We start from the raw sequence: 26,926 nt of genomic DNA, 5'->3' as shown, positions 1-26,926 counted from the left end.
CCCATATCCCCCAAATTGTTTATACATCTAATACAGTTTATCATTTAATGTATCGTTAAACAAGTATTTCACAAGTTATTAACAATTTTTTTTGTGTTTATTCTCATTTAGCCATTTTTTTAAATTCAGTATACATAAATTGAATACTATCATTTGTATTGTTTTTACTATAGCTTTCTGGAAGCTTATCAATATACTTTTCTAATTCCAGTAGCACCTTCTTATTTTTATAATCACCTTCAACTTTTTTTAAATTGTTTTTCCACTTTTTTAACGCTTGCAATTGTACGGATTTGACATCCTTATCATTTAATTTACTAATTATTTGTAAATTAGCATCTATAATTTCTACTATTTCCGAGTTACATATATCACCAATATTTATGTCATAACTTATTTCACTACTATCAAACTTATTATCAGTTAATAATTTCACTGCACTTGTATATGATTCTCCCCTCTTGTACATTCCGAAAATAACCCTTATTTTTCCACCATCATTAATTTCAATTGGATTTCCAATGGCCCCTAACGACTTCGTAAGCTCGTCGGCATATTCTTTTTTGGAAAAAATCCCACCTTGCAAAAAAACATATTCAGAGTTCTTTGATGTATTACTAGACACACTGGTTGTTTTGCTACTAACTGTTCCATTTAGATATTTACTATTTTTTAGCAATAGCTTGGACACTACAGTACCAATAGACAATGCCACTAATAATATAATTATTAATATTATTATAAAATATTTATTGCCACCTTGTTTCTTTTTTAAATCGTATCGTGTATATCTCATTCTCTCATCTCCCAATACATTACTACTATTAATCATATTTTTCATGAGAGAAATTATTCTAAAAAAAAATCGACATTAATTTGAGTTTTAACATCATATATTTCTTTTCATTATCATAGCATTTGAACTAGACTGGCTATTTATGAAAAAATCATTACTTATCCTAACTAATTTAAATCCATTACTCATTAATAGGTTTAATGTTTTTTTTTCTTTCACAGAAATACCTATGAGAAACTCCTTTATACCATAATTATGTAAAAAAAATTTCAATATTTTATCCAATATGATATTGCCTTCATTGTTATCTAAATAAAAGCAATCTAAAACAAAACATGAAATCCATATAATATTTTCATCCTTGAATTCAATTCTTCCTTTAAATATGCCAATCAAAGCGTTGTCTTTAAGAATTTTAAGAAAAATTTCAGATTCACTTATATAATATTCTAAAAATATTTCATTAATTTCATTAATTTCTAAATAGTCATCATTTCCATAGTATACAAGATTATTTTTTTTATTAAACCATTTTTGTATACAATTTAAATCATCCATTACAACATTAGATATATTTATGTCTTTATAATTTATAGAAACCTCAAACATATACACACCTCTTCTCTAATATTTTAATTCTACATAGGATTAAAATTTCCTCCGTTGATTTTAATATATTTTGCAGCGTAAATATAAAAATGCTCCAAGTAAGTTTGATGGAAATCAAACTTACTTGGAGCATCACCAAATTTGGTGTATTAACTATGAAGATTTATAGTTAATTTTGTGTTTGTATTATCATAGCTAAACACAAGGTTTACTATATGCCTATTTTTCTTTTGGAAGCTATGTTTATTGCATTAAATAAAATACCTGATACAACTGTATTTATTACACAAGCAGGAATCACAATGGATAAAAATAATAGTCTAAAGCTTGTTGGAAGCCCAACTATAAAAAACGCTGAAGTTAAAAATATAGTTCCACTAACAATTGTCCCCACCGCAGTAACTATAAGTATTTTTATTTGATTATTCAGTACATTTCTTATTGGCATTAAAAATAAGAACATAATATTGGTAGTTATTATTTTGTCAATTATGTTAGGTAATTGACCTCCTGGAAAAGTTGTTGTAAGTGCAGCTAATAACCCTGCAACAATTCCTGTACATAAGCAAGTCTTGTAATCATTATTCAAAAGTATTATTATAAATAATAATGCTAAAGAGAAGTCTGGTTTCATACCCAAAACAAGTGGTGGCGTCATCTGGCTTAATATTGCACCTATTGCTAAAAGTAAAGAATTTATAACCAATTTTTTTATATTCATAATGTTTTTCTCCCCGTCTCTTTATTTGATTTATTTTTGATAAATATATAAATTACTCTTGTTTAAATAAAATATTATTATAAATTTGCATAAAAAAACTCCGTCCTAAATTATACATTAGGACGGAGATACTTCCGCGGTACCACCTAAATTGTGTTAAACACCTCTTATTCGAATACTAAAATATTCTATCCGTTATAACGTACGGCAAACGATAACCACTACTCTTCTCTAAGTTAAGAGAATTTCGGTTTACTCCTCGAAGGTCCATTCATCAATCGTTGTCGTACTGAGATTCCACCACCCTCAGCTCTCTTTGACTAAACAGAATGACTACTCTTCCTTGTCAATGGATTTATTACATTGATTTCTTGTATACATAATAACATATTAAAAACCATTGTCAATACCTTTAAAGTCATTTTTATTATTCCCATTTATCCCAAACTAGAGGTTCATATCCAACAGTAGCTAGTTTCCCATTTCTAACAATGGGGGTTATATAAAGTTTTGGATTGTTTAAAAGTATTTCTTCTTTTATGTCACTACTTCTAATTGACTCAATATTTAATTTCTTATATTCTTTAGATTTGCTATTTATCAAATTATTGATACCTATTTCAGATTTAATACTTTGTAATTCGCCTTTGCTTATTTCCTTAAGTTTTAAATCTATGAATTGATACTTGATTTTTCTTTCCTTAAAATATCGTTCAGCTTTCTGTGTATCAAAAGATTTTTTAATGCCAAAAATTTGAATATTCATCCCTTTGCTCCCCTTAGGCATTTTTGACCCAACTATATTATGCTTTTAATAAGGCATCTTCAAAAAAATAGCTACCAGTGTGGGCTAGCTATTTCCTTTCAGATGCCATATCAATGATTTAATTAAATTTGTACCTCTTACTCGTTAAACGATAAGCATGTTTAGTTAGTTTTCTTCCTGCAGTGCCAGGAAGATTTGATACTGTACCAAGCAAGCGGTATCTCATCCGGCGATATAATTTTTCATCGCTGTTCTTTAAATATAACCACAAATCTGTTTTCTTTTTAAGATTTTCTTTAGTTCCAGAAACCAGAAGCAGTACAGATGAAATTGTCATCATCACCGATAGATATTTTTTCATATAGCTGTCTAAACGTTTATTAGGTCTTTCCTTCATATTACAGTAAAAATCAATCATAAGTTTGTTTACGCGAAGCTGCTGGTCGATACGTTTTATCATAACATTCTCATTTACAGACTGATCTGATCTGCCGATAAAATATCTATAAAGGTCAATATCCATATAATAAAGTGTTTTAACATATGGCAATGGCTGATAAACAAAAAGATTGTCCACATAAAAAGTATGTTTAGGTAGCACAAGTCCGCATTCATGCAAAAGTGCTGTCCTATAAATCACAGAATGCATAAGAATGTACTGTGACACCCTAAACCTGCCCACATCATTCCATCCAAACAAGCAGTTCTGTGGCAACACGTTTTTATAATTAACCGTATGGCTAGTATTATCCTCTGAATGCTCATATACATAATTACAAATCATCATGTCTAATTGTTTTTCATGCCCTTGAAGCTCCTTTAGAACGGATATAGTTTTTAACATTCCAGGAACATCTAGCCAATCATCAGAATCTACAACTTTGAAGTATAAACCTTTTGCATTTTTAATGCCAGTATTTACAGCCTCCCCATGTCCTCCATTTTCTTGATGTATAACCTTTATTATGCTAGGGTAATTGCTAGCGTAATAATCAGCAATTTTAGCTGTATCGTCAGAAGAACCATCATCCACAAGTATTATCTCTACATCTTCTCCACCTTGAATTAGTGTCTTTATACAATGATCCATGTACGCTGCTGAATTATAGCAGGGTACTGTAAATGTTATTATCTTCATCAATCTTTTCCTTTCTCTACGCCAATCATATGGTCCGCTAGTTTTAACGCACATTCAATGATTGCATCCATGTTATAGTATTTATATTCTGCTAGCCTACCAAGTAAATGAAAATCAGAGCATCCCTCTGTAAGCTTTTTATATTTTCTGTAAAGCTCAAAATTTTCGTCGTTAAGTATAGCATAATATGGTATTTCACCTTCATTGCCTGTGTATTCCCTTGGATATTCCTTCATAGTAGTAGTTTTTCCCTGAATATTCTGGCCCGTTAAATGCTTGAATTCAGTAATTCTAGTAAATGGCTTATCCACTGTGTAATTAATAGTGCCTTTTGACTGATACCAAGTCATATCATGTGTTTCAAATAAAAAATCTAACGTTCTATAAGGTAACCTACCAAAACGACAGTCAAAAAACTCATCCAAGGCACCTGTGTATACCACTGTTCCTTTAAATGGTTTTTCATTAAAAAGTATATCATTACCAATCATCTTTAAAACCATATTTGCATCTGTATCAAGTTGTAAATCTATATTAGGATGCTTCAGTAACTTCTCAAAAAGTGAAGTATACCCATTAGACGGAATTCCTTGATATTTATCCTGAAAATATCTATTGTCACGTGAAATTAGTATAGGAACTCTTGCTATAACTGATGGATCTATATGGTCAGGAGTAACACCCCACTGTTTTTCAGTATAGTGGAGGAATACATTGTTGTAAACAAAGTCAGCAAGTTCAACTAGTTCACTGTCTGTCTGATCCCGCAATTGTGAAATTGTCAGTCGCTTATCCGTGCCATAAGTAGCAACTAGCTTTTTCTCAAGTCTACTTGCCTTTTCAGAATCAAATGCCATATAAAGAGAATTTAGATTAAATGGAACTGGCATAAGTGTCCCATGAATATCCGCAAGAACCTCATGAGAGTAATCTCTCCACTGAGTGAAGCGGGAAATATAATCAAATACTCGCTTGCTCCCGCTGTGGAATATATGAGGTCCATATTTATGAACTAGTATACCATCTTCATTTAAAAAATCGTATGTATTGCCTCCAATATGACTTCTTTTTTCAATTATCAATACCTTTTTTCCTTGTGTCTCTGCAAGTTCTCTAGATATCACCGCACCTGCAAGTCCACAGCCTATTACTAGACAATCATATGTGTTATTCATCTGCTAGTGTTTCCTCCATTCATTGCTTATTATGTATTATGTTGAAAATTATATACTTGATTTAATTATGCATTATCACTGTACATCAAATAAAAAAATAAACACTTACTTATTTTTTATCATAATCTTTGTTTATGTTATTGTCAATAAAATCCCTAATTTTAAATAGTAACTTTCCAAGGATTTTCTTTTCCTTCCATAAATAAAATACAGCTTAAAATAGAATGCTCTACCATATCGCTTACAGCTTGGTCAGTGTAAAATGCTGTGTGGGGCGTCAATATTACATTGGGAAAAGATCTTAAAATTGCTAGCTCTCTATTTGCTAATATTTGACCTTTCAAATCTTTATAATAAATATCTCCTTCATGTTCAATGACATCTAATGCCGCTCCACCAATTTTTTTCTCTTCGATACCTTCAATTAAATCATCAGTATTAATAAGAGATCCACGAGCTGTATTAATAATAAATACGCCATCTTTCATAAGCTTTATAGCTTTTTTATTAATTAAATGGTAATTATCATTTGTTGCAGGTACATGCATGGTAATAATATCACTGCTTGTAAAAAGTTTTTCTAATGATACATACTCTGCATATTTCTTAGTCTCTTCATTTTCATATAAATCGTAAGCCAACATCTTTGTATCAAAACCACTTAAATGCTTAATTACCATTTTCCCAATTTTTCCGGTACCAATAATACCTACTGTTAAGTTATGCAATTCCTTACCTTGAACACCTTTTAACGAATAATCTTGAACATTGCTACTTTCAATAATAGCTTTCATTTTTCGTGTTGCCATAAGAATCATCATAATTGTATAATCAGCCACACTATTTGTGGAATAGGTCACATTCCCCACCCCAATGCCTATTTCTTTAGCTTTTTTTATGTCTATATGATCATATCCTATTGTTCTAGTAGATATAAATTTCACTCCAATTTCATGAAATTTATCTATCAATTCAGAATTAATTTCAGTAGTTATAATACTTATACACTGAAATCCTTTTGCCAAATTTACATTGTCCATTGTTGGTTCATCATCACATAACACAACTTCGATTTTGTATTTTTTCATGAACTCTTCAAAGTATATAGTTTCATCTTTTCTATGACTATACGCTAATATTCTCATTTTTTTCTGCTTCCTTTCTTACTATTGATTACATATAAAAAATTATATATATACTTGTATTATAACATAAAACAACATTCTTACCTTTTAAAAAATATGGACTTTTGAAAATTTTTCCTTCTAGTTTTATATCGCTACTTTATTGAATTTCCTTGACATTTATAAACACTTATTGTAATATACTAATATAAAGTAACTTAATAATATTAAATAATAAGGAAGTGTTCAAAATGGTAAAAGTAGTTTATGGTGAAAATGTTACCGATGGTGCAGGTGTACATCTAAATCGTGTAATTGGAACTAAGAAGTTAGAAGATATTGACCCCTTCCTATTACTAGATGAGTTCAGAAGTGAGGACAAAAATGATTATATTGCTGGATTTCCTATGCATCCCCATAGAGGTTTTGATACTATAACCTATATGGTAGAAGGAAGCTTTACACATAAGGATTCCAAAGGACACCATGGAAGTTTAAATGCTGGTGAAGTTCAATGGATGACAGCTGGCAAAGGTATTATTCATGAAGAGATGCCTGCCATGGAAAATGGCCAGCTTTGGGGATATCAGCTTTGGATAAACCTGCCTGCAAAAGATAAAATGATGGCTCCCAAATACAGGCATTTAACCAATGCAACTATGCCTTTAGTTAAAGAAGATGGTGTTACTGTAAAAATTATTTCTGGTGATTATAATGGTACCGTCGGCCCTATTGAATTAATTTTTCCAGTAAATTATTTTGATGTGAGATTAACCCATGGCACTTTTGAAAAAGAGCTTCGCATAACTAATTTAATTTATGTGCATACTGGAAAAGTTAAAATTATTGCAGATAAAGAAATAGAAGTTACTGCTGGAAATATGGCTATTATTTCTGATTTTGACAAAGTACGCGTTCAAGGAAAAGACGCAGGTTTCTTATTTATGAGTGCTGATCCAATAAATGAGCCAATCGTTCGTTATGGTCCCTTTGTTATGAATACTATGGATGAAATAATTCAAGCCGTGGATGATGCAAATGATGGAACCCTATGAGTTACAATACAAGAAGTAAATTCATGCATTATCACAAATTTCAATAAAATAGGGATGTAAGTAGATTTGTGTGAACAAATCTACTTACATCCCTAACCATTTACAATAATTACAAATAGTTTTACATTACAAATGCCAAATTGTGTACCTTATCACTGATTTTTTTAGTATTCAACACTCTTAAGGCATAGTCCTTTAGCCTTAGCAATTGGCCCAAATTCTTCTCTTTTCTTTTCATTTAATACCTTTTCAACATCAGAGATTTTAATCTTGCCACTACCTATTGCTATTAGCGTACCAGCAATAATTCTTTCCATATTAAGTAAAAATCCATCTCCATTAAATTCTATCTCTATTATGCCATCTGTTTGTGTTATATTTATGTAATTTATAGTTCTAATAGTAGTTTTAGTGTCGGTTTTTAAGTTTGTGAACCCCTTAAAATCATGTTCCCCAATTAATACTTCTGCTGCTTTTTTCATTTCATTTGAATTTAATTTTTCTTCAATTTGATAAACATACCTTCTAGTAAACACATCTCTAAATTTATTATTATTTATTGTGTAAACATAAGTTTTTGATTTCACATTATATCCTGCATGAAATCTTTCCCCAACATCTTCTAGAGATTTCACTACTATATCTTCAGGTAAAAACTCATATAAATAGTCAAGCATAGTATCAATAGTAAACTTACAATTAGTATGAAAATTCGCTACATAATTTTCAGCATGAACTCCTACATCAGTTCTTCCACATCCTACTACCATAACCTTTTCTTCTGCCATTTTAGTTAATACGGCTTCTATTTTAAATTGAATGGTTGATTCTCCTTGCTTTTGTTTTTGCCACCCATTGTATCTACTTCCATCATACTGAACTGTCATTTTAATATTTCTCATTTTGTACCACCCTTAATCTATTTTCTTTTCCCTTACTTTTGATCTTTTAAAATCAAGTATAAATTATTATTCACAAAGCTTATTATAACACTTTCTTTGAAAAACAACAGTATAACCTAAGACAAATTACTATTTTTCAAAGTCTTCATAAAAATTCCTTATTTCTTCATAAATCTTGGTCTTCATAAGGTTTATTTCATTAAAAGAATTTATCCACATTATTCCCATCAAACTATTAGTAATAAACATACCCTTACATTTTTTTATTTTTTCTAACGAAAACTTACCTTCTATGATATTATACTTTATCCCTAATTTTCTAATAATAAAATTTCTCACTGTTCCGTTCAAAATTCCGCACTCAATTGATGGCGTTAATATAGAATCCTCCATGATTACAAAAACATTAGAAATGCTACCTTCACCTAATAGATTTTCAGTATTCATAAATAAGACCTCATCATAGCCTTCTTTTATTGCTAGCTCTCTTTCAATGATATTATCCATATAGTTAAAACTTTTTAAGTAAACCATATGACTCTGTGGATCCCTTTTTAACTTACTTAGTTTAACTTTAAACCCCATATCATATTGATTTTTTGTATATGATAAATCTCTTCTTGTAAAAACTATATTTTTATCTGATACCATTATCTTCACAGCACAATTTTCCACTCCATGAAGTTCTTCCAGCACCATTTCTTTAGAAACTATATTTTTAATTCCTAATTTTATTAATCCTTGATTTAGTCTATTTAAATGTTCATCTAAAAAAGCCGGATTCTTCAAAACTAAAATCGTCTCAAATAATCCTTTTCCAAAATAAAATCCACTATCAAATTCTACTTTCTTCTTATCACAATTTATTAAGTTAATTACCATTTAATCCTCTCCATTACTAAGTACTCTCATCAATGCAATTCCCTTTTGTAATGTCTCTTCATACTCAAATTCACGTTCTGATTCATAAGTAATACCTCCACCTACTCCAAAATAAGCTTTACCTTGCTTTAAATGAATAGTTCTTATTACTATGTTTAAATCTGTGCTCTCATCAAAACCAAGATACCCAATGCATCCTGTATAAAGATTTCTTCGAACATCCTCCAATTCTTCAATAATCTCCATGGATCGTATTTTAGGTGCTCCAGTAATTGATCCTCCTGGAAAACAAGCCTTAATACAATCAATAACATTATACTGATCTTTTAGTCTACCCGTTATATTTGCCACTAAATGATGTACTGTGGAATATGTTTCAATTTTATAAAGCTCAGTTACTTTAACTGAATTAGGCTGGCATACCTTGCTTAAGTCATTTCTTTCTAAATCCACTATCATAAGAAGTTCCGACTTTTCTTTTTCACTATTTTTAAGTTCTTGAATCAATAAATCATCCTGCTCTGGGTCTGTTCCTCTTGGCCTTGTACCTTTAATTGGTCTAGTATTAGCTATTTTGTTAGCCACATTTAAAAATCTTTCTGGTGAAGAACACGCTATCTCAAAACCTTCTAATTTCATATACGCAGAAAAAGGAGCTGGGCTTATATTCCTTAAGTCTTTGTAAAGTTCATAAGAATCACCTATATAATCGCAATGAAATCTTTGAGTTAAATTCATCACGTATATATCTCCATTTTTTATATAGTTTATAACCTTATCAACTGCTTCTAAATACTTTTCTTTAGTAAAATTAGATTTAAAATTTTCCTTTTTTATAATTTTTGTTACCGATTTATATTCAACTTCTTTACCGTTTCGAATTTTTATTCTTATATCTTCAATACTTTCCATAGCTCCATTTAAAATACCAAGTGCCGATACGAACGTTTGTTTTTTTAAATTATCTATAATAATCAAATTGTCATAAAAATTATAATACACCTGTGGAATTATAACATCATCTAATGCATTGCTAGGTAAAACTTCAATTTCTCTCCCCAAATCATATGCTAAATATCCAATTCCCCCAGCTATAAAAGGGATTTCGGTGTAATTCTCGATCTTATATTTTTGTAGTATTTTTTGCAAATTATAAAATATGTCCCCTTTAACCTCTACTCCATCTATCCATACAATACCAGCTTTTTCTTTGATTGTAATAAAAGGATTAACCCCAATAAAAGAATATCTACCTATAATCTCATAATCTCTTCCACTATCCAAAAACACTGTATTGATTTCTTCTTTAAATACAGAATATAGTTCAAATGGTTCTAATTTCGTAACTATTTTCTCTAAAATTACTTTCAAATTGCTTGTCTCCAATCTATTTCTTAGAATTAGACATGTAAAAACAAAATAAACTAGTCATTATATACTAGTTTATTTTGTTCAAGTACATTGTTATATATTCTTGCCTCATTCACAAAGTTCTCAAGGATTTCATGCCCGAATTCAGTTAACTCTGCCTCTGGATGAAACTGAACACCTTCTAAACAATATTTATTATGTTTTATTCCCATAATAACCCCATCCTTAGTTTCAGCCGTGACATATAATGTACTCGGCAAAGTACAAGTCTTAACAATCAACGAATGATATCTTGTTGCTTTAAAAGGGTTTTTAATACCTTTAAAAACACCCTGTCCATTGTGGAACACTTCACTTATCTTTCCATGGGCAGGTTTTATTCCTTTAATTATCTCACAACCAAAACACTGAGCAATTGCTTGATGACCAAGGCATATTCCTAGTATGGGTATTTTTTCTTTAAATTGCTCAATAATTTCAAGACAACTTCCTGCCTCTTTTGGACTTTTGGGTCCTGGTGAAATTATTATTCCTTCAGGATTTATATCTTTAATTTTCTCAACTGAAATTTTATCATTTCTATAAATAAGTACTTTCTCATTTATTTCCTCAAAATACCTTGCCAAGTTATATACAAAAGAATCATAATTATCAATTATTAAAAACATATATTACTCCATTCCAACTATATATACTACTTGCAAAAAATTAATTTATACTAAACTTTTTATAAGATTATCAATGACAGCATCTTCATCATTGTTCTTCTTAACAACATCGCTAACTGATTTAAAACCTTCCCGTTCTTTTACTTTACTTCCTGTAGAAGTTACAACTAAATGCACCTTATCTAGTTTGGTAGTTTCTAAGAAGCTTTTAATTGCAGGTGCTACGCCGCTAGCCCATAATGGAGAAACTACAATAATTTCATCGGCATCAGTTGATTTCTTATTGATTTTTATTTCAACATTCTTTTTTGTCATAGCATAATATCCGCCTTTTAAAAATCCTAAAACACCCTTCCAATCTTGGTTATCTGTAATTTCTGTAACCTCACAAGAAAGCTTATCACCTATCTTTTCTGCAACCCTTTTGCTGTTCCCAGTTTTTGAAAAATACACAACTTTATAATTCATAATGCCATCTCCTAAAATTTTATTTTACAACTCGTTTTAAATGCCCAATTACAAAGATACCTATACAATTTTTTTCTCATGGCATAAGAGAATGGTTCATTACGCCTTCACAATTTTTTTCACCTTTGATAATTATATCATTGTTGCATTATTATTTAAATGAATTTACTTTAAATTTAATCATAACAAAAGCACCTAACTAAATAGATGCTTTTGTTCTATCTGAATCTTTAAATAGTAATTTTCCCTATTTAAAACTAATGATATTCACCTGCTGTTCATCATAAAATGTGTAGCTATTTTTTTCTATAGCTTTTCTACCTGTAAGAAATAATATTTTTTTTCCACCATCTCTAAAATATCTACAATTACGTGATTAAGTTTATTAGATTGCCTTTTTATCTTAGACGCAGCACTAATAATAAGTTTTTCATCGGCGTTACATTCATCTAAAATCATCTGGGCATATCCATCTATTATTGTTAATGGAGTTTTCATTTCGCGAGTGGCATTATCAAAAACACCTTTCTATGTCCCCCTAGTTTAATTAAACCATCCCTGTCTTTTTTTATAGTTTCTATTTGTTCTTTTATTTTCCCCTTCATTATTTTAAAACTTTGCCCTAATTCTCCAATTTCATCATTGGATTCTATAAATACATCAATATTAAAATTACCATTACTGATCTCTTTTGCACTTTTGTTTAATTTAATGATTGGAATAATGATTTTGGTAGAAAGAAGTATGGAAAATATAAAAAACATGAATAGCATAAAAACCTTTAGTTTAATCACAAGATTATTACCATTCTGAAACAATTCTGTATAATCTACTGTATACCTTAAAACTCCCAATGTAGTTTTATCTATATACAAAGGCTCTGAAAAAATAACTTTATAGGTCTTATCTAACTTTACAATCTTATATGCAGATTGTCCCTTTACTGCGGACTTTAAATCCATAAAACTATCTGTTATTAACTTTCCAGAATCTGAAAACATATTTCCATTACTATTATCCGTGTCTAAAAGTAAACTTCCATCTTTTTTATATAATACAATTCTAGTGTTTAGCTTGGAAGATAACGCAGCCCCTATATCGCTAGATTTTTTTTCAAATTCACCTGAATTAGATTTTATACTATTTATCATAAGAAACTGTTTAAGATATGTATTTATGTCTGTTTGTGAACTTAGTAGCTCATTACTTATTACTTTCTCATTATTTACTATAACTATATTATTTATGAATATGGTGATGAATGTAAAACACAGACAAAAAATAAGAAGAAATCCTATGGTGAATTTATATCTAATTGAAAATTTCATCCTCATATTCGCACCTTCTATCATAATCAATAATTTCATATCATTTTATATCCAACACCAAAAACCGTCTTTATTATTGACTCTCCATTTTAATATAATGGATTATTATATCACTTATATCTTCTTCATCTTCAATAACAAGTATAGTTTTATCCATAACGCAAACCACCCTAAATTTAGAAATCATATATTCCATAATATTATAATAGAAATATTGCCAAACTGTAAACAAAGGTAAAAAAATAATTAGTTTATCCAGTATTATTTATGATACCTTACCATACAAAAAAAAATGACACAAACCACTGAAATTCCTCAATAGTTTATGTCATATTGTTAGAGTGTTTATTACTACTCTGCTTCTGAAACAACTGTAAATCTCTCATTTATATGGTCTTGACTATCTATTTCATCTACAACAGCAATAGCATAATCTGCATAACTTACATAACTTTTTCCTTTTGAATTCAGAATCATATTGTCCTTACCTGTTTTATAAGTACCTGTCCTTTTTCCTATTGGGTCAAAAAATGCAGCTGGACTAATAAATGTCCATTTAATGAACCTAGTAGCTTGTAAATCCTCAAGATTTTTTCCTTGGTTAAATGCTGTGGCAAAAAATTCTTTAGGAAATTCTGGTGTTTCTAGTAACCGAGTTGTTTGTTCTTCATCCACAAACAAACTTCCTGCACCACCTACAACTATTAATGTTGTATTAGGCGCTCCTTTCATTGCATCTATTAAAGTTCTTCCTGCTAATACATGAAGTCCTTCTTCTCCAACAGGTGCACCAAATGCATTTACTACAATGTCAAATAGTTTTAAATCATCTGATTTTAATTCAAATACGTCTTTTTCTAATATAGTAAGATTTTTATCAATAAGTTTTGATGCATTTCTTACTATGGCTGTTACATTATGTCCTCTGTCTTTTGCTTCTTTTAATATAAGGCTACCTACTTTTCCACTTGCTCCTATAATTCCAATTTTCATAATTAATTCCCTCCTTGTATTTTTTATTTATGTAGTGTACTTATAGTCTTTAAATAGAGCCTATGCAAAATGCATAGGCTCTGAAAATGCATATGCTTCCCTTCCTTGTACTAAAGGGAGTTATGTGTTCCATCACAATAAGTGCCGTTAAATATAGTATAGTCCTAATTTAGCAAAAGTAATATAAAAAATTATAATTTAAACTTCTGTACCAATTCATTAAGTTTTTGCGAAAGCTCTTCTTGCGTTTTTGAAGTTTCTCCCACTCTCACAATAGCATTTGATGTTTCATCAATACTATTTTGAATGTCTCCAGTACTTTCTGCAGAAAGCTGTGCATTTTCTGCCAAAGTTTGAATGGCCATACTAACTTGACTCACTGTTGCCTCTATCTCCTCTGACATAGATGAGATTTCCTCTGACATTGAGCTTACAAATTCACCATCAGCGCCATATTGCTTACCTGATTTTGCATATTCTTGTAGCACAGGATTAATATTTTCACTAATGAATTTAAGTATATCATTGCTATCTACTGATAAATTTTTAAATGCGTCTTGAACTTTTATTATAGTGCCCTGAATAGTATTTACAGTTTGTGAGGATTGCTCTGCAAGCTTCCTTACTTCATCTGCAACTACTGCAAACCCCTTGCCCTGTTCGCCTGCTCTAGCTGCCTCGATTGCAGCATTTAAAGCAAGTAAATTGGTCTGTTCCGCAATGGATGCAATTCCATCTGCCATGATTTTTATTTCACTAACAATTTTTCCATCTTCTATAGCTGTCAATATATTTTTTTCTTTTTCTTGATAAATACCTCCACTTTTTTCCAAAACATCTTTAGCATATATCTGAACTTGTTTTGCTTTTTCTTTGATTTTAGATGCATTATTACTGCCTTCCATAGCCTTAGAAGCTAATTCTTCCATGCTTGAACTGACCTCTTCAACTGATGCGTTTATCTCTTCTGATGTAGAACTAGTTTCTTGAACAGAATTATTTATTTCCACTGTTGAAACGTATATAATTTCTATTTTAGATGTTATTTCCTGAACTATTGCTGAAAGTTCTTCAGAAGATTCATTTATATTACTAGAATTATGTATTATTTCCATTACTAATTCTTTAATATTTTGCTGTGCTGTATTTAAATTTTCCCCTGTTTGCCCAAACTCATCTTTTCTTGTAATAGTAATTGGGGTGGAAAAATCATAAGAAGACAATCTGGTTGCAAAACTTTTTATCTTGATTAATGGATTTATTATATTTTTACTTAATATATAGGCCATAAAAATTACAATTAGAAACGACACTAATGTGCATACTAAAATCGTTTTCTTAGCAGAGTTAAATGCATTTATATTATTTGAATTTGCATTCTCAGCTAATTTCTGATTTATGCTAATACATTGTTTTAAATTTTCTACCATGGATGTTCTTATTACTTCAAGCTGTGAATTATAAACATTAACTGCCTCATCATAATTATTAGCTTGAACTAGTTCAATAATTTTTGTTCTTGCATCTCTATATTTTATTAAATCATTCTTAAAATTATTATAGGCCTTATCCTCTTCTGTTGATGTGGATGGTATACTTTCATATTCATTTTGAGATTTTACATCCAAACTTGTTAAATTATTTACATTATTTATTTGGTCATTTAATTTTGTTTTATCTCTTTCAAAAACAGTTCTAAGCATATCAGCTCTAATCTCATTTAGATTTCCTTTAATTTCCTCTAAATCCTTAATTGATATCAAACTATCACTGTAAATAGATTTTGATCCTTTATTAATTTTCGATGAACTTAATATTCCCTCTACTCCTATTAAGCCAATAAAAATACAAATCACTAAAAATACTAATATAAGCTTTTTCTTTACGCCTAAATTCACAAAAAATTTCATTTTAACGCTCCTTATCTTCTAAATGAATTGTAATAATTTTATTTAGCTAAGTTATCCCAGGCTCCTCCTATGATGACAATTTTTACTTTTATAACTTAATTCGATTATACCATATTTCAATATTTTATATGTTTTTCCCATAATTTTTTTGTTGAAATTTTTATTATTTATATAATTCCTATTAAAATGGAAATACTGTACTACAATTAGCACAGTATTTTTATTCGTATTTATAATTTTTTTATTTTAGTAACATAGTTTACCTCATATTTCATCAATACTACAAAAAGGATTAAAGCTTTCTGATAAAGCATATAAATGTGGATATTCTGATTTTAAATGTTTACTATAATTCAGCCATTCTTTACTTATTAAAACATATGCTCTTTCCGTATCCACCGCAAGATGTTCATAATCTTTTGTAGACAAATTTGCTGCGTCACGATATTTAAATTCTTCACACATATGAAATATTGCCAGTAGAAGATCCGTAAATGTATCATGTTCAACTAAGTTATTATTCTCTAACAAACCGATTAAACAACTACGTCTATTTAGCAAAAATTCACTGAGGATACTAACATCATCCTTGTACATATCAATACAAAATTGAAAATTATTAATAAACTTATACGCCTTTGAATACTGATAGTTTTCCCACTGAGCATTTATTCTGAAATTTGTTGAATAATCATTAAATTTAGTATCATATTTGGAGCATATTTTTATAAAATCATTTCCGAATTCACTAAAGAATACGCCTATTGTCATATTTATACTTTTCTTTAACTTTGTTTTGTCCCTGCTAACCATAATATTATCAATTATTATGGTTGAAAAAATATAATAAATTGGCAAAAATGCCAATTGTGACAAAAATTCTTTTAGTAGATACATTGAGTCTCTAAAAATATAATAGTGCATTACGTATATCATTAGTGAAGGGATTATAAGTAATGACAAAAGCAATATGCTTAAATTTATTTTTTTCATAAATGCAGCCCCCCTTAAATACAAGATTTTATATACTACCTATAATATAAAAAAATAGTAATATGTTTTAATTATTGTTACAAATTAAAACATATTACTATTTACACGTATTAATATTTTAAATGTATATAATCTTAGCACGTTCAAAATTCAACCTTTGTTTTGGTGCAGGTGATGGGACTTAAACCCACACGTCCTTAAACTTCATAGTCGTATAAAAACCTTGAATTCATTATATCCCAGAGGTTATATAAAATCAATTAAATTTTACCTATGCTATATTTTCTACAATAGATATATCATATTCAACCATTTGGTGCATCCTGATCAACATGTACAACATGAGTATTTGTATTTGTTGTATTATTATTTAATACCCCCGTTGATATTGTTAGTGTCAGCATTAAACATCCTAGTGCCATAGCCAAAGTTTTAATTAGTTTGTTTTTCATAGTAAAAACCTCCAATTAATTTAATTTTTTTGATAATGACAAATATTTTTTACACATGTCTATCTTATTTTGATTTAAATACATAATGGCTAACTCATTGTAAATTGTTTTGAGCTTGTCATTATTTTCAGTATTCTTTACTAACTCAATAATCTCAAGATAAACCTTTTCTAAATTTTCATTATCTTTTATTTTATCGTAGATTTTCCCTAATAAATAATCGCCTTTTAGTAAATATTCTAAATATTTATATTCTTTTGCATATTTAATACCCAATTCAATAGACTTAATTGCTTCGTCTATTAAGTTTTGCTTTAATAAAACTTCTGATTTTTCTATAAGTGTCGCCGCTAAGTTTGCTTTATCAATGTCATTCCTAAATTTTTCTGCCATTTCAAAATATTTTATACTTTCCTTAAAATCGTTTTTACCAGCATATGCTCTCGCTAAATTATTGTAAGCGTAACCTAAAAAAATATTTTTATCATCTGAAACTTTTAAAAGTGCTTCTTTATATATATCTATTACCTTGTCATAATCTTTTTTCACCTCATAGCAGGTTGCTTTAATAACATATGCAAAGATATATAATCTAAAATCTTCTTCTTCATTACAAACTGATAAAAACTCATCAACAGTTTCTAGAGCTAGATTTATTTGATTTGATTTCTTATAACTGTTTGCTAAAGAATATAAACATAATTTTTTTGTTTTAGAATCCTTATATTCCAAGCAGTAATATAGACTTATTTGATAATATTCAATGGCTGCATCGTATTTTAGCGCTTCTGCCTTGCAAAATCCCAACTTCCAATAAACATAACCTAGCTGTTCATTTTTATTAATGCCTATGTATATTTCCCTGGCTTTTTTATAAATATCGCAAGCTATTTCAAATTCCTTTTCTTTGAAATAAATCTCACCAAGACTACAATATGCCTTAGCCCTCACTTCTATCAATTCATATTCATTGGCTATCTGAAAAATTTCATCTATTCTACTCCTTTCTATTTCAGTATTCATTAACTTATTTAAACAATAAACCTCTGCATCTTCTTTTGGTGAACGCATTAAGTAAGCCTCATCAATATTTGAAATAATATCAAGTTCCTCTGCCTTTTCATTAAACTTTTCAACCAATTTAACAGCAGTCTTATACGTTACATCACGCCTCCCTGTCTCAATCATACTTATAAGCCCTCTCGTAACATTTTCTGTTTGTAAATCTTCTTGATTTAATTTTAATTGAGTTCTCAATCTTCTAACCTTTTCACCTGTAGTTAAAAATTTCATAATACCACCTTATTTCTTATTAATATACTTTAAATACATTATATTACATCGTCTTGATGACCGCAACATTTTTTATTGTTTGAAGTTATTGTTTACATTCAGAAAAACAAGATTATACTCATCCTTATGCCTTATAATCAATATTCATCATCAAATAAGCAATTATATACAGTAGAATTGGACTCTTTCATTCTGAATAATTAAAATCCGTAGAATTTTCAATAAAATCATTAGGAAAATTTTTTTCTACTCTGTCTATCCAAGAGTGCTTATCAACATAGTTTGCCAAAACATATCCATAATCACCTTTTAGTCGCAATTCCTTAATTATATTAATCAAATTTTTTCCATATTTAGCCCACCTTTATATTCATTATTCTACTGGATATCCATGTATATTAACACCACCATCCATATGTGCTCTAACTTTAGTTTCTCCATTTCCACAAATTACTTGACCGAAATATCATTGTCCTACAGTCCCGTCTGGCTTAATTAGTTTTCCTTTCATCAATGCTTCTTGTGTCAATTCTACACCATATTTATTAGGAATAATGGTACATGAAATAAAAAAAATAGCAACACGACTAATTGTTTTTCACAAATTAACCGTATTGCAATTTTGAACGTGTATAATCTTAGTACTCTCAATAGTTTAAATCAAAATTTGGTGCAGGTGATGGGACTTGAACCCACACGTCCTAAAACACACGCACCTCAAGCGTGCCTGTCTGCCGTTCCAGCACACCTGCTTATCATTTCAATAAATTTCTATAGGTTATTTTATCACATATGAATTTCTTTGTCAATATTTGGACTTGTTGATGAAATTTTAATTTTTTTTTTGAAAAGTTAATACAAGTTATGGTAAAATATAGTTGATAAGTAGTTTTAATTTTGAATTTTTACTGCATATATCATCATATTATATAGGAGGAGATTTTATGAATCAAAAAATAAATACAGATTACGACCCCTACTTTGAAACAGATATGACTGGTAATATTACTGAATGTAATTCTAAATTTACTAATTTAATAAATTATTCAAAAAGCGATATTATTGGTAAAAGCTTGCAGGCTCTTTGCTCCTTACTTAAAATTAATTCTCCATCCTTTCTTAACAACACTGATTCTAATAAATTTTATTATATATTTACAAAACATAATAACCCAATAGAAGTAAAAATCTCAATTAAAGATTTTTATGATAAAAAGGTATTTATATTTTATGATAATCATTCCTCTTGGCTAGATGATAAATTTCATTTTATTGAACAAATCCACACCAATGATAAATCTGGAATTGCCATATATAATTTTTCTGATTTTATCCTTTTAGCTAGTAATCAACGCTATTTGAATTTTTTTCCTTCTCCATATAACAAAAAAGCTTATGGTATTGGAAGACATCCAAAAGATATTATCACCAATTTTCATGGTAGTGCTTTAGAAAATATAATCTTAAATGTCACTAAAACAGAAAAACCATTTCATTCAAGACAATATAAATATATTGATGATTCATCAAAGGAGAGCTATTGGTCTATATCAATTAATCCAATACAAAATGGAAATAAACCAAAGTATATTTTACTAATTATATCAAATGTAACTAGACAGGTAGAGCGTATTAAGCTTATTAAGCAACAGTCTAAAACTATCCATCAGCAAAGACGACAACTAAATGTAATTCTTGAAAATACCTCTGCTGGTATATCAATTGTTGATAAGCTAGGAAACCATACTAAGTTTAATAATAATATTGCCCATTGGTATGATTTATTTGAAGTTCCAACTGATTATCCATACATCAATAGAAATTACTACGATGAAAATGAGGTTTTTATTTCTAAAAGTATCCTTCCAATATCATATTTACTTGACAAAAACAGAAGTTGTACAAAACAAATACATATAAAAGAAGAAAACAATGAATTATACTATTTAATCAATTGGTCTCCTGTATTTACAAGAAATGATAATTTCTCTATGGGTATAATTACAACTAACGATATAACCTGTGAAATCGAGAAGCAAAAACAATTAGAGAAATTAATGCAAATGCATGAGGATTTTTTTTCTTTTATAGCCCATGAATTCAAAACCCCAATTACAACAATAAGTTCTACAATACAGCTCCTTGAACTTGTTTATAAGGAGCAAATGACTGAAAAAATAAGACATGGAATAAGTACTATTAAACGAAATACATATCAACAAATGCGTTTAGTAAATAATCTTTTAGATATAACAAGAGCTGAAGCTGGGTATCTGAAAACTTATCGAAAAAATTATGATATTGTTAATACCACTAACGTTATAATAGAATCTATAAATTCTTTTGCTGCTTCGAAAAATATAGCTGTTATATTTAAATCTGATTTAGATAAAAAAACAATTGCTATAGATGATGAAAAATATGAACGAGTGCTTCTAAACTTGCTATCAAATGCTATTAAATTTACACCTTGTAACAAACATATTTATATAAGCCTTTACTCTGACAATACTAATATTTATGTTGATGTTAAAGATGAAGGTCCTGGAATTCCTCAAGAAAAGATAAATATAATTTTTGATCGTTTTGGCCAGGTGGGAAGTTCCTATACCCGTGAATCTGAAGGAACTGGAATAGGTTTATGCTTAGTAAAACTACTTTTGAAAGCTATGAACGGAGATATTAAGCTAAAAAGTCAAGAAGGTATCGGCTCTATTTTCACCATAGTTTTACCAATCAACACAATAGATACTGAAGAAGTTGTTCCTACTCATGATTTTACTGATGACCACTTAGTTAAATCTCTTAATATAGAATTTTCAAATATATATTCATGCTAAAAAATAGTACCATTTGAAATGACATGAAAATCATTTTAAATGGTACTATTTTTATTATTTGCCATAAATCCATTTATATATATTGTAACTAAATCTTATTTTTTTTACATACTTGTCTGTTTCCGGGAAAGGTATGTAGTGAAGCTTTTTCCCATCTATAGAGTGCTTGGCACTACTAAGCCATTTCCTAACGTTTCCACTGCCACCATTATATGCTGCAGCTACAAGATCTAAGTCTTTAAATTCATCCCTTAAATTTCCTAAATACCAACATCCCATACTTATATTATATTCAGCATCGTACAAATTATTTGCATTAAAACCGTTATTGCCCATTTTTGCAGAAGCCCACTGCCCTGTTGATGAGGTGATTTGCATGAGCCCATAGGCATCTTTGTTAGATTTAGCCTTAGGGTTAAAGTTGCTTTCTGTTCTAATTACAGCTGCCACAAAATACGGATCCAAATTATATTTTGCCGAATATTTATAAACATAACTAGAATATTTTATTGGATAAAAATATTTACCAATACTTTTTATATTTAATGCTACTGAAGCTACAATAATCACTAGTAAAAGTATGATTCTTAGGTTTTTATAATTCATTAATTCCTCCTATTGTGCAGTCAGCAATTCAAGAATATTCTCAAGTTGTTTTTCCGTGTTTTCTAGTTGAAAACTATTGTCAATTATAAAATCCACATAATCTTTTTTCTTGTCTAAAGGCATTTGAGAGTTTATCCTATCCATTACTTGTTCTATATTAAATTTATCTCTATCCATTACCCTTTTTATCTGAATTTCCTCGCTAGTCCAAATGAGTATATTAAAATCCATATCATTATATATTCCTGTTTCAATTAATATGGGGGCATCTACAATACACATAGTTTCATTTAAACTCCTATAAAAATCAATATGTTTTTTAATCTCTTTTTTTATATATGGAATCATAATGGTTTCAAGCTTTCCTCTTTCCTCTGGAAATCTAAATACAAAGTCTCCCAGCTTTCTTCTATTTAGTTTTCCATCCTCACTAAAAAACTCATGACCAAATTTTTTTTTTATTATATCTGCAATTTCCGGGTACACTCCTAATATATTTCTTGATATTATATCCGCGTCGATAACTGGAATTGACCTTTCTTTAAGCATTATAGAAACTGCACTTTTACCAGTTCCAATTCCTCCCGTAAGTCCAATACATAACATTGTCATCAACCTCTATCCCAATTTTTATTTTGCATCATACCAGGTTTTACCTAAATTTATATCCACTTCAAGAGGAACTTTTAATTCTATGGCATTTTCCATTTCATTCTTTACAATATTTGCAACCGTTTCTTGTTCCTCCTCATATACATTGAGTATTAGTTCGTCATGAACCTGTAGTACTATAGTAGTTTTTAACTTTTCTTTTTTTAGTCTATTGTATACTTTAACCATAGCAATTTTTATAATATCTGCTGCACTACCTTGAATGGGTGTATTCATCGCAAGTCTTTCTCCAAAAGACGCCACCATTTTATTTTTAGCGTTTATCTCTGGTATTGCACGTCGCCTATTAAGTATTGTTGTTACTGCTGAATCTTCTTTAGCTTTAGTAACAATGCCTTGTAAATACTGTTTTACCTTTGGATATCTTTCTAAATAAGTATCAATATATAATTTGGCTTCTTTTCTGGATATCTTAAGATCTTCTGCTAGACTAAACTCACCTATGCCATATACAATTCCAAAATTAACCGCCTTAGCATTACTTCTAAGATCATGTGTCACCTCATCAATTGGTACATTAAACACTTCCGATGCAGTTTTGGTATGTATATCAATATGTTCCTTAAAGGCATTTATCAAATTTTCGTCTCCAGCTATATGCGCTAGTACTCTTAATTCAATCTGTGAATAATCCGCTGACATAAGTAAATTTGTATCCTCATCTGGAATAAATACCTTTCGTATTTCTCTTCCCATTTCATATTTTATTGGTATGTTTTGGAGATTTGGTTCCGTGCTTGAAAGCCTTCCCGTAGTTGTAACTGTTTGATTAAAACTTGAATGAATCCTACCATCCACATCAACTACATTTTTAAGACCTTCCACATAAGTTGAATCAAGTTTAGTAAGTTGCCTAAAATAAGTTATTTTATCTATAATAGGATGCTTATCTCTTAATTTTAATAAAACTTCTGCTTTAGTTGAAAATCCTGTCTTTGTCTTTTTAATAACAGGTAAATCTAGCTTTTCAAATAATATTTTTCCTAGCTGCTTTGGTGAGCTTATATTAAATTCTTCCCCTGCCATAGCGTATATTTCATCTTGTGTCTTTTGTATTTCGCTGCTGAACTTTACACCAAGTTCATCTAACTTTTTTTTGTCAACGTTAAAACCCCTAGTCTCCATGGATGCTAACACTTCAATTAATGGTTGTTCAACATTATATAAAAGTTCTTCCATTTCTAAAAGCTTAATCTTGACTTTTAAGCTTTTAGAAATTTTCTCAAGGGAGTTCACTTCCTTCACCTTTATTAATTCTTCACAACTAGTAACATCTATATTCAAAGTTTCATATATTATGCTTTTAAGCTCATATTCGCCTCTTGACGCATCCGTAAGATACGCTGCAACCTTAGTATCAAAAGCGAGTCCTTTTAGCGTTATTTTAAGTTTACTAAGTGCTGTATACACAGCTTTTGCATCATGAATTACTTTTTTTATACTCTCATTTTCAAATAGATCCCTTAAAAGTTTTGTAACCTCATTAGGTGTAACTTTAAATATATCACTGAAATTGATTATATAATTTTTGCTTTCATAATTAATATTAATTTTGTTTATTTCAATTTTAGAGTATACATTTTCATTTGATATTTCAAAAACAAAATAAACTAGGCTATCTTTAACGGATTCAACAAGATTTTTTAGACCCTTAATATTATCAATAGTAACACATTCCACCTCTACCTCATTTATTGCTTTTTCTTCTTCGGTAATAGGTATTTTTTCTATCAGTCTCTTAAATTGTAATCTTGTGAATAGCTCTCTAACCGCTTTAGCATCATAATTTTCTTTTGATTTTATTTCGTTCAAATCAATTTCTATTGGAACATTAGTAAGTATTGTGGCAAGTTTTTTACTAAAAATCGCCTGCTCACTATACTGCATAAGATTTTCCTTGAGTTTTTTTCCACTGATTTTATCTATATTCATCAGTACGTTTTCAATACATCCATATTCCTGTATAAGCTTATATGCAGTTTTTTCTCCAATGCCTGGTACTCCAGGTATGTTATCGGATTTATCACCCATAAGACCTTTTACATCAATAAATTGTGTTGGCGTTACACCATAGTCATTAATCATTCTATCTTTATCATAGATTTCTTTTTCCGACATACCTTTTTTGTTAATAACTACTTTTACATTATCTTTTGCAAGCTGAAGAGCATCTCTATCCCCTGTAACAATATAGGTTTCGATATCATGATCATTTGCGTATACTGATAGTGTTCCTATTAAATCGTCTGCTTCAAAACCTTCAATTTCAAATATACAAATAGCAAGTTTTTCTAAAAGTTCCTTGACTATAGGAAATTGCTCCGCAAGTTCAGGTGGCATTTTTTTTCTTCCTGCTTTATATTCAGTGTACTCTTTATGTCTAAAAGTTGGAGCCTTCATATCAAAAGTAGTAACTATGTAATCTGGCTTTATCTCTTCTTTCATTTTAAAAAGCATATTCACAAATCCATAAATAGCATTTGTATTTATCCCTTCATCATTAGTAAGGGTTGGTAAGGCAAAAAATGCTCTGTACATAAGACTGTGCCCATCTAAAATAAGCAATCTTTCCATTTAATCACTTCTCCATTCTGGATTTCCTTTGTAACAGGGGTATAATTATAATATCTGTAATCAGTATACAATTATAACATCTAATAATGTAAAACGCTAAATGTATTTCAAAAATACTGATTTAATACTATAATATTTATTATAAACCATTTGTTCCATTTTATAAAACATAATAAATGAGGTGTTTCCCTTGATAAAAGACGATTATAGTGCAAAAGTATCAGATCAATTCAATTCCCTTATTAAAGAGATACGAAATATTAATAATTTACATACAGAGAAATTATCTCTGATTAATACTTCCTTAAAAAAATTTATTGGTATTAGTTCTATCATGATAAATTCCATGTCAGAATCTGATGTGCTAAATCTTATGAAACGAAATGGTTCTTTTGATGCCAATTACTGCATAATAGCTGCCGCTCTTTTATATGAAGAGGCTATTATCTTTGATAAAAAGGATGAGTACCTTAAGGCCTATTCAAAATACTCAAAAGCTTTTTATTTGATACTGAAAATAAAATCTTTAAACCTAGAATGTGAAATTGTAGGATACCAGGATATTATGAAAAATGTATCCTCTGCTTTAGAGAACTTCCATCTTCCGTTTAATATCCGAAAAGATTTGATTACCTACCATGAACTCTCAGGTGAGTATTCAAAAGCAGAAGATAATATTTATGATCTGTTAGAAAATCCCGATACACATTCATTTGCAAAAGAAAAACTAAAAGAGTTTTATAATAATTTATTACTAAAGGATGATTTGACTTTGGAAAAAGGCAACCTTCCTAGAGGTGAAATCCTTGAAGCCCTTGAAAAAATATAGTTTCAGGTTACAATCCTAAAAAATCAGTGGCAAGTGGTAACTTGTCACTCTAACCTATAGTTCCATGTCTATTCCATTAATCTTAAGCCATTCTTCCTGAAGATGATAGTTTGGTAAGATGCTAGCAACTAAGCTCCAAAAATTTTTAGAATGGTCCTTATGTACCATATGACACATCTCATGCACTACAATATAATCAATAACCTCACCCTTAGCCATGGAACATCTCCAATTAAATAGAAGGTCATTGTAATAGGTACAACTTGCCCATCTACGTTTTTGTTGCTTAACCCTTATATTTCTTGGAATTTCATGAAAATATCTTTGATAATATTTAACCCTCTCTACCACTGTTTCTAAGGTTTTTTCTCTATACCAAAGTTCTAGTGCATTTCTAATTAAGTCCTTATTTTCCTCTAAAACTTTTACTTCAAGTGTATCACCTTCTAATCTTACCTTTTCTTCACCTTTACCTATTTTAAGTTGTAATTTAACTTTTTCCCCTAAATATAAAAATATCTCTTCACTTTTAAATTCATGTTTGGCTTTTATCTCCATATTTTTGAACATGTATATTTTTTTTAGAATCCAAGGTGCTTTTTCTTTTACACAGTTTATAATTAAAATTTGTGATACTCCAATTGGTGCGGAAACAATTATATTATCAGGAGCTTCAATAGCTATTTTTATGGTCTTTCTCCTTGAATATATTACATTAAATTCTATTGTTTTACCTGCATAAACAAAATACAATTTCATAA

Annotated in this window: 27 protein-coding genes, 1 tRNA gene and 1 other annotated feature; of the genes, 3 read left to right on the top strand and 25 right to left on the bottom strand. The window is 29.4% G+C overall.

Features of this window, described 5'->3' with window-relative positions; translation table 11 throughout:
- Nucleotides 1-103: 103 nt before the first annotated feature.
- The 7 genes from BR66_RS0121945 to BR66_RS0121915 form a co-directional block, all read right to left on the bottom strand.
- A complete protein-coding gene (locus tag BR66_RS0121945) occupies nt 104-796 on the bottom strand; it encodes an SPOR domain-containing protein (RefSeq protein ID WP_026884835.1) in 693 nt (230 codons plus the stop codon).
- Between the two features lie 93 nt (nt 797-889).
- Nucleotides 890-1,405, bottom strand: a complete 516-nt coding sequence (locus BR66_RS0121940; protein ID WP_026884834.1) for a GNAT family N-acetyltransferase — start codon at nt 1,403-1,405, stop codon at nt 890-892.
- A gap of 211 nt (nt 1,406-1,616) precedes the next feature.
- Entirely contained in the window at nt 1,617-2,126 is a 510-nt protein-coding gene (locus tag BR66_RS0121935) for a tryptophan transporter (RefSeq protein WP_026884833.1), read from the bottom strand.
- A gap of 115 nt (nt 2,127-2,241) precedes the next feature.
- Nucleotides 2,242-2,485: a binding site (T-box leader), on the bottom strand.
- Nucleotides 2,486-2,553: 68 nt separating this feature from the next.
- Nucleotides 2,554-2,892, bottom strand: coding sequence for an arsenate reductase family protein (locus BR66_RS0121930; RefSeq protein WP_026884832.1), 339 nt, complete (start codon nt 2,890-2,892; stop codon nt 2,554-2,556).
- Between the two features lie 118 nt (nt 2,893-3,010).
- On the bottom strand, nt 3,011-4,030 hold the full coding sequence (locus tag BR66_RS0121925; RefSeq protein ID WP_026884831.1) for a glycosyltransferase family 2 protein: 1,020 nt from the start codon (nt 4,028-4,030) through the stop codon (nt 3,011-3,013).
- The gene (glf, locus tag BR66_RS0121920; RefSeq protein WP_026884830.1) at nt 4,030-5,205 is read right to left on the bottom strand and encodes a UDP-galactopyranose mutase; all 1,176 of its coding nucleotides are present in this window, start codon (nt 5,203-5,205) and stop codon (nt 4,030-4,032) included. Before glf ends, BR66_RS0121925 begins: the two co-directional genes overlap by 1 nt.
- A 161-nt stretch (nt 5,206-5,366) precedes the next feature.
- Entirely contained in the window at nt 5,367-6,350 is a 984-nt protein-coding gene (locus BR66_RS0121915; RefSeq protein WP_026884829.1) for a D-isomer specific 2-hydroxyacid dehydrogenase family protein, read from the bottom strand.
- A gap of 230 nt (nt 6,351-6,580) precedes the next feature.
- Here BR66_RS0121915 and BR66_RS0121910 point away from each other — a divergent pair, with 230 nt between their 5' ends.
- On the top strand, nt 6,581-7,384 hold the full coding sequence (locus BR66_RS0121910) for a pirin family protein (protein ID WP_035796858.1): 804 nt from the start codon (nt 6,581-6,583) through the stop codon (nt 7,382-7,384).
- Nucleotides 7,385-7,548: 164 nt separating this feature from the next.
- Here the strand turns inward: BR66_RS0121910 and truA are convergent, their stop codons facing one another.
- The 14 genes from truA to BR66_RS0121835 all read right to left on the bottom strand — a co-directional run bounded on the left by truA (nt 7,549) and on the right by BR66_RS0121835 (nt 19,396).
- The gene (gene truA, locus BR66_RS0121905; RefSeq protein WP_026884827.1) at nt 7,549-8,286 is read right to left on the bottom strand and encodes a tRNA pseudouridine(38-40) synthase TruA; all 738 of its coding nucleotides are present in this window, start codon (nt 8,284-8,286) and stop codon (nt 7,549-7,551) included.
- A gap of 129 nt (nt 8,287-8,415) precedes the next feature.
- Nucleotides 8,416-9,168, bottom strand: a complete 753-nt coding sequence (locus BR66_RS0121900) for an aminotransferase class IV (protein WP_026884826.1) — start codon at nt 9,166-9,168, stop codon at nt 8,416-8,418.
- Nucleotides 9,169-10,539 carry an aminodeoxychorismate synthase component I gene (gene pabB, locus BR66_RS0121895; RefSeq protein WP_026884825.1) on the bottom strand — a complete coding sequence of 457 codons (1,371 nt, stop codon included), beginning with the start codon at nt 10,537-10,539 and terminating at the stop codon, nt 9,169-9,171.
- Between the two features lie 53 nt (nt 10,540-10,592).
- Nucleotides 10,593-11,207: an anthranilate synthase component II gene (locus BR66_RS0121890; RefSeq protein WP_026884824.1), complete on the bottom strand. Its 615-nt coding sequence runs from the start codon at nt 11,205-11,207 to the stop codon at nt 10,593-10,595.
- Between the two features lie 45 nt (nt 11,208-11,252).
- Nucleotides 11,253-11,675 (bottom strand): flavodoxin family protein, encoded by a 423-nt coding sequence (locus BR66_RS0121885; RefSeq protein ID WP_026884823.1) that lies wholly within the window; start codon nt 11,673-11,675, stop codon nt 11,253-11,255.
- A 306-nt stretch (nt 11,676-11,981) separates the two neighbouring features.
- Nucleotides 11,982-12,134: a hypothetical protein gene (locus BR66_RS0121880; RefSeq protein ID WP_242841204.1), complete on the bottom strand. Its 153-nt coding sequence runs from the start codon at nt 12,132-12,134 to the stop codon at nt 11,982-11,984.
- A 35-nt stretch (nt 12,135-12,169) separates the two neighbouring features.
- A complete protein-coding gene (locus BR66_RS0121875) occupies nt 12,170-13,009 on the bottom strand; it encodes a HAMP domain-containing protein (protein WP_026884821.1) in 840 nt (279 codons plus the stop codon).
- A 345-nt stretch (nt 13,010-13,354) separates the two neighbouring features.
- Complete coding sequence (locus tag BR66_RS0121865) at nt 13,355-13,996, bottom strand: NAD(P)-dependent oxidoreductase (RefSeq protein WP_026884820.1); 642 nt, start codon at nt 13,994-13,996, stop codon at nt 13,355-13,357.
- Between the two features lie 191 nt (nt 13,997-14,187).
- Nucleotides 14,188-15,906, bottom strand: a complete 1,719-nt coding sequence (locus tag BR66_RS0121860) for a methyl-accepting chemotaxis protein (protein ID WP_026884819.1) — start codon at nt 15,904-15,906, stop codon at nt 14,188-14,190.
- 264 nt (nt 15,907-16,170) lie between these two features.
- A complete protein-coding gene (locus BR66_RS0121855; RefSeq protein ID WP_026884818.1) occupies nt 16,171-16,899 on the bottom strand; it encodes a hypothetical protein in 729 nt (242 codons plus the stop codon).
- Nucleotides 16,900-17,204: 305 nt separating this feature from the next.
- Entirely contained in the window at nt 17,205-17,351 is a 147-nt protein-coding gene (locus BR66_RS25930; RefSeq protein ID WP_156946352.1) for a hypothetical protein, read from the bottom strand.
- Nucleotides 17,352-17,366: 15 nt separating this feature from the next.
- A complete protein-coding gene (locus tag BR66_RS0121845; RefSeq protein ID WP_026884817.1) occupies nt 17,367-18,644 on the bottom strand; it encodes a helix-turn-helix transcriptional regulator in 1,278 nt (425 codons plus the stop codon).
- Nucleotides 18,645-18,831: 187 nt separating this feature from the next.
- Nucleotides 18,832-18,984, bottom strand: coding sequence for a hypothetical protein (locus BR66_RS25925; protein ID WP_156946351.1), 153 nt, complete (start codon nt 18,982-18,984; stop codon nt 18,832-18,834).
- 328 nt (nt 18,985-19,312) lie between these two features.
- Nucleotides 19,313-19,396 (bottom strand) — tRNA-Leu (locus BR66_RS0121835).
- 192 nt (nt 19,397-19,588) lie between these two features.
- Between BR66_RS0121835 and BR66_RS25005 the strand changes: the two genes are divergently transcribed.
- The gene (locus BR66_RS25005) at nt 19,589-21,484 is read left to right on the top strand and encodes a sensor histidine kinase (protein ID WP_051624348.1); all 1,896 of its coding nucleotides are present in this window, start codon (nt 19,589-19,591) and stop codon (nt 21,482-21,484) included.
- A gap of 54 nt (nt 21,485-21,538) precedes the next feature.
- Here BR66_RS25005 and BR66_RS0121825 read toward each other — a convergent pair whose 3' ends face one another.
- From BR66_RS0121825 to polA, 3 genes are read right to left on the bottom strand one after another with little or no spacing between them, the layout of a single operon-like run.
- A complete protein-coding gene (locus BR66_RS0121825; protein ID WP_026884816.1) occupies nt 21,539-22,090 on the bottom strand; it encodes a lytic transglycosylase domain-containing protein in 552 nt (183 codons plus the stop codon).
- Between the two features lie 9 nt (nt 22,091-22,099).
- Nucleotides 22,100-22,696, bottom strand: coding sequence for a dephospho-CoA kinase (coaE, locus tag BR66_RS0121820; protein WP_026884815.1), 597 nt, complete (start codon nt 22,694-22,696; stop codon nt 22,100-22,102).
- 24 nt (nt 22,697-22,720) lie between these two features.
- Nucleotides 22,721-25,336: a DNA polymerase I gene (polA, locus tag BR66_RS0121815; protein WP_026884814.1), complete on the bottom strand. Its 2,616-nt coding sequence runs from the start codon at nt 25,334-25,336 to the stop codon at nt 22,721-22,723.
- Nucleotides 25,337-25,526: 190 nt separating this feature from the next.
- Here polA and BR66_RS0121810 point away from each other — a divergent pair, with 190 nt between their 5' ends.
- On the top strand, nt 25,527-26,165 hold the full coding sequence (locus BR66_RS0121810) for a DUF6483 family protein (protein ID WP_026884813.1): 639 nt from the start codon (nt 25,527-25,529) through the stop codon (nt 26,163-26,165).
- Between the two features lie 54 nt (nt 26,166-26,219).
- On the opposite strand, the gene BR66_RS0121805 is transcribed toward BR66_RS0121810, so the two are convergent.
- The gene (locus BR66_RS0121805) at nt 26,220-26,924 is read right to left on the bottom strand and encodes a M48 family metallopeptidase (protein WP_026884812.1); all 705 of its coding nucleotides are present in this window, start codon (nt 26,922-26,924) and stop codon (nt 26,220-26,222) included.
- Between the last annotated feature and the right edge of the window lie 2 nt (nt 26,925-26,926).

Origin of the sequence: Clostridium akagii DSM 12554, from assembly GCF_000686725.1 — a bacterium.
In the GTDB taxonomy this organism is placed as follows: Bacteria; Bacillota; Clostridia; order Clostridiales; family Clostridiaceae; genus Clostridium_I; species Clostridium_I akagii.
This window is presented reverse-complemented; position numbering and strand designations above follow the sequence as displayed.

Coding starts and splice junctions, on each gene's coding strand:
- BR66_RS0121945 (WP_026884835.1), bottom strand. CDS start 796: ATGAGATATACACGATACGATTTAAAAAAGAAACAAGGTGGCAATAAA.
- BR66_RS0121940 (WP_026884834.1), bottom strand. CDS start 1,405: ATGTTTGAGGTTTCTATAAATTATAAAGACATAAATATATCTAATGTT.
- BR66_RS0121845 (WP_026884817.1), bottom strand. CDS start 18,644: ATGAAATTTTTAACTACAGGTGAAAAGGTTAGAAGATTGAGAACTCAA.
- BR66_RS0121805 (WP_026884812.1), bottom strand. CDS start 26,924: ATGAAATTGTATTTTGTTTATGCAGGTAAAACAATAGAATTTAATGTA.
- BR66_RS0121880 (WP_242841204.1), bottom strand. CDS start 12,134: ATGATTTTAGATGAATGTAACGCCGATGAAAAACTTATTATTAGTGCT.
- BR66_RS0121890 (WP_026884824.1), bottom strand. CDS start 11,207: ATGTTTTTAATAATTGATAATTATGATTCTTTTGTATATAACTTGGCA.
- glf (WP_026884830.1), bottom strand. CDS start 5,205: ATGAATAACACATATGATTGTCTAGTAATAGGCTGTGGACTTGCAGGT.
- BR66_RS0121900 (WP_026884826.1), bottom strand. CDS start 9,168: ATGGTAATTAACTTAATAAATTGTGATAAGAAGAAAGTAGAATTTGAT.
- BR66_RS0121925 (WP_026884831.1), bottom strand. CDS start 4,030: ATGAAGATAATAACATTTACAGTACCCTGCTATAATTCAGCAGCGTAC.
- BR66_RS0121915 (WP_026884829.1), bottom strand. CDS start 6,350: ATGAGAATATTAGCGTATAGTCATAGAAAAGATGAAACTATATACTTT.
- BR66_RS0121875 (WP_026884821.1), bottom strand. CDS start 13,009: ATGAGGATGAAATTTTCAATTAGATATAAATTCACCATAGGATTTCTT.
- BR66_RS25930 (WP_156946352.1), bottom strand. CDS start 17,351: ATGAAAAACAAACTAATTAAAACTTTGGCTATGGCACTAGGATGTTTA.
- polA (WP_026884814.1), bottom strand. CDS start 25,336: ATGGAAAGATTGCTTATTTTAGATGGGCACAGTCTTATGTACAGAGCA.
- BR66_RS0121860 (WP_026884819.1), bottom strand. CDS start 15,906: ATGAAATTTTTTGTGAATTTAGGCGTAAAGAAAAAGCTTATATTAGTA.
- BR66_RS0121825 (WP_026884816.1), bottom strand. CDS start 22,090: ATGAATTATAAAAACCTAAGAATCATACTTTTACTAGTGATTATTGTA.
- BR66_RS0121930 (WP_026884832.1), bottom strand. CDS start 2,892: ATGAATATTCAAATTTTTGGCATTAAAAAATCTTTTGATACACAGAAA.
- BR66_RS0121865 (WP_026884820.1), bottom strand. CDS start 13,996: ATGAAAATTGGAATTATAGGAGCAAGTGGAAAAGTAGGTAGCCTTATA.
- truA (WP_026884827.1), bottom strand. CDS start 8,286: ATGAGAAATATTAAAATGACAGTTCAGTATGATGGAAGTAGATACAAT.
- BR66_RS0121935 (WP_026884833.1), bottom strand. CDS start 2,126: ATGAATATAAAAAAATTGGTTATAAATTCTTTACTTTTAGCAATAGGT.
- BR66_RS25005 (WP_051624348.1), top strand. CDS start 19,589: ATGAATCAAAAAATAAATACAGATTACGACCCCTACTTTGAAACAGAT.
- coaE (WP_026884815.1), bottom strand. CDS start 22,696: ATGTTATGTATTGGACTTACGGGAGGAATTGGAACTGGTAAAAGTGCA.
- BR66_RS0121855 (WP_026884818.1), bottom strand. CDS start 16,899: ATGAAAAAAATAAATTTAAGCATATTGCTTTTGTCATTACTTATAATC.
- BR66_RS0121910 (WP_035796858.1), top strand. CDS start 6,581: ATGGTAAAAGTAGTTTATGGTGAAAATGTTACCGATGGTGCAGGTGTA.
- BR66_RS0121885 (WP_026884823.1), bottom strand. CDS start 11,675: ATGAATTATAAAGTTGTGTATTTTTCAAAAACTGGGAACAGCAAAAGG.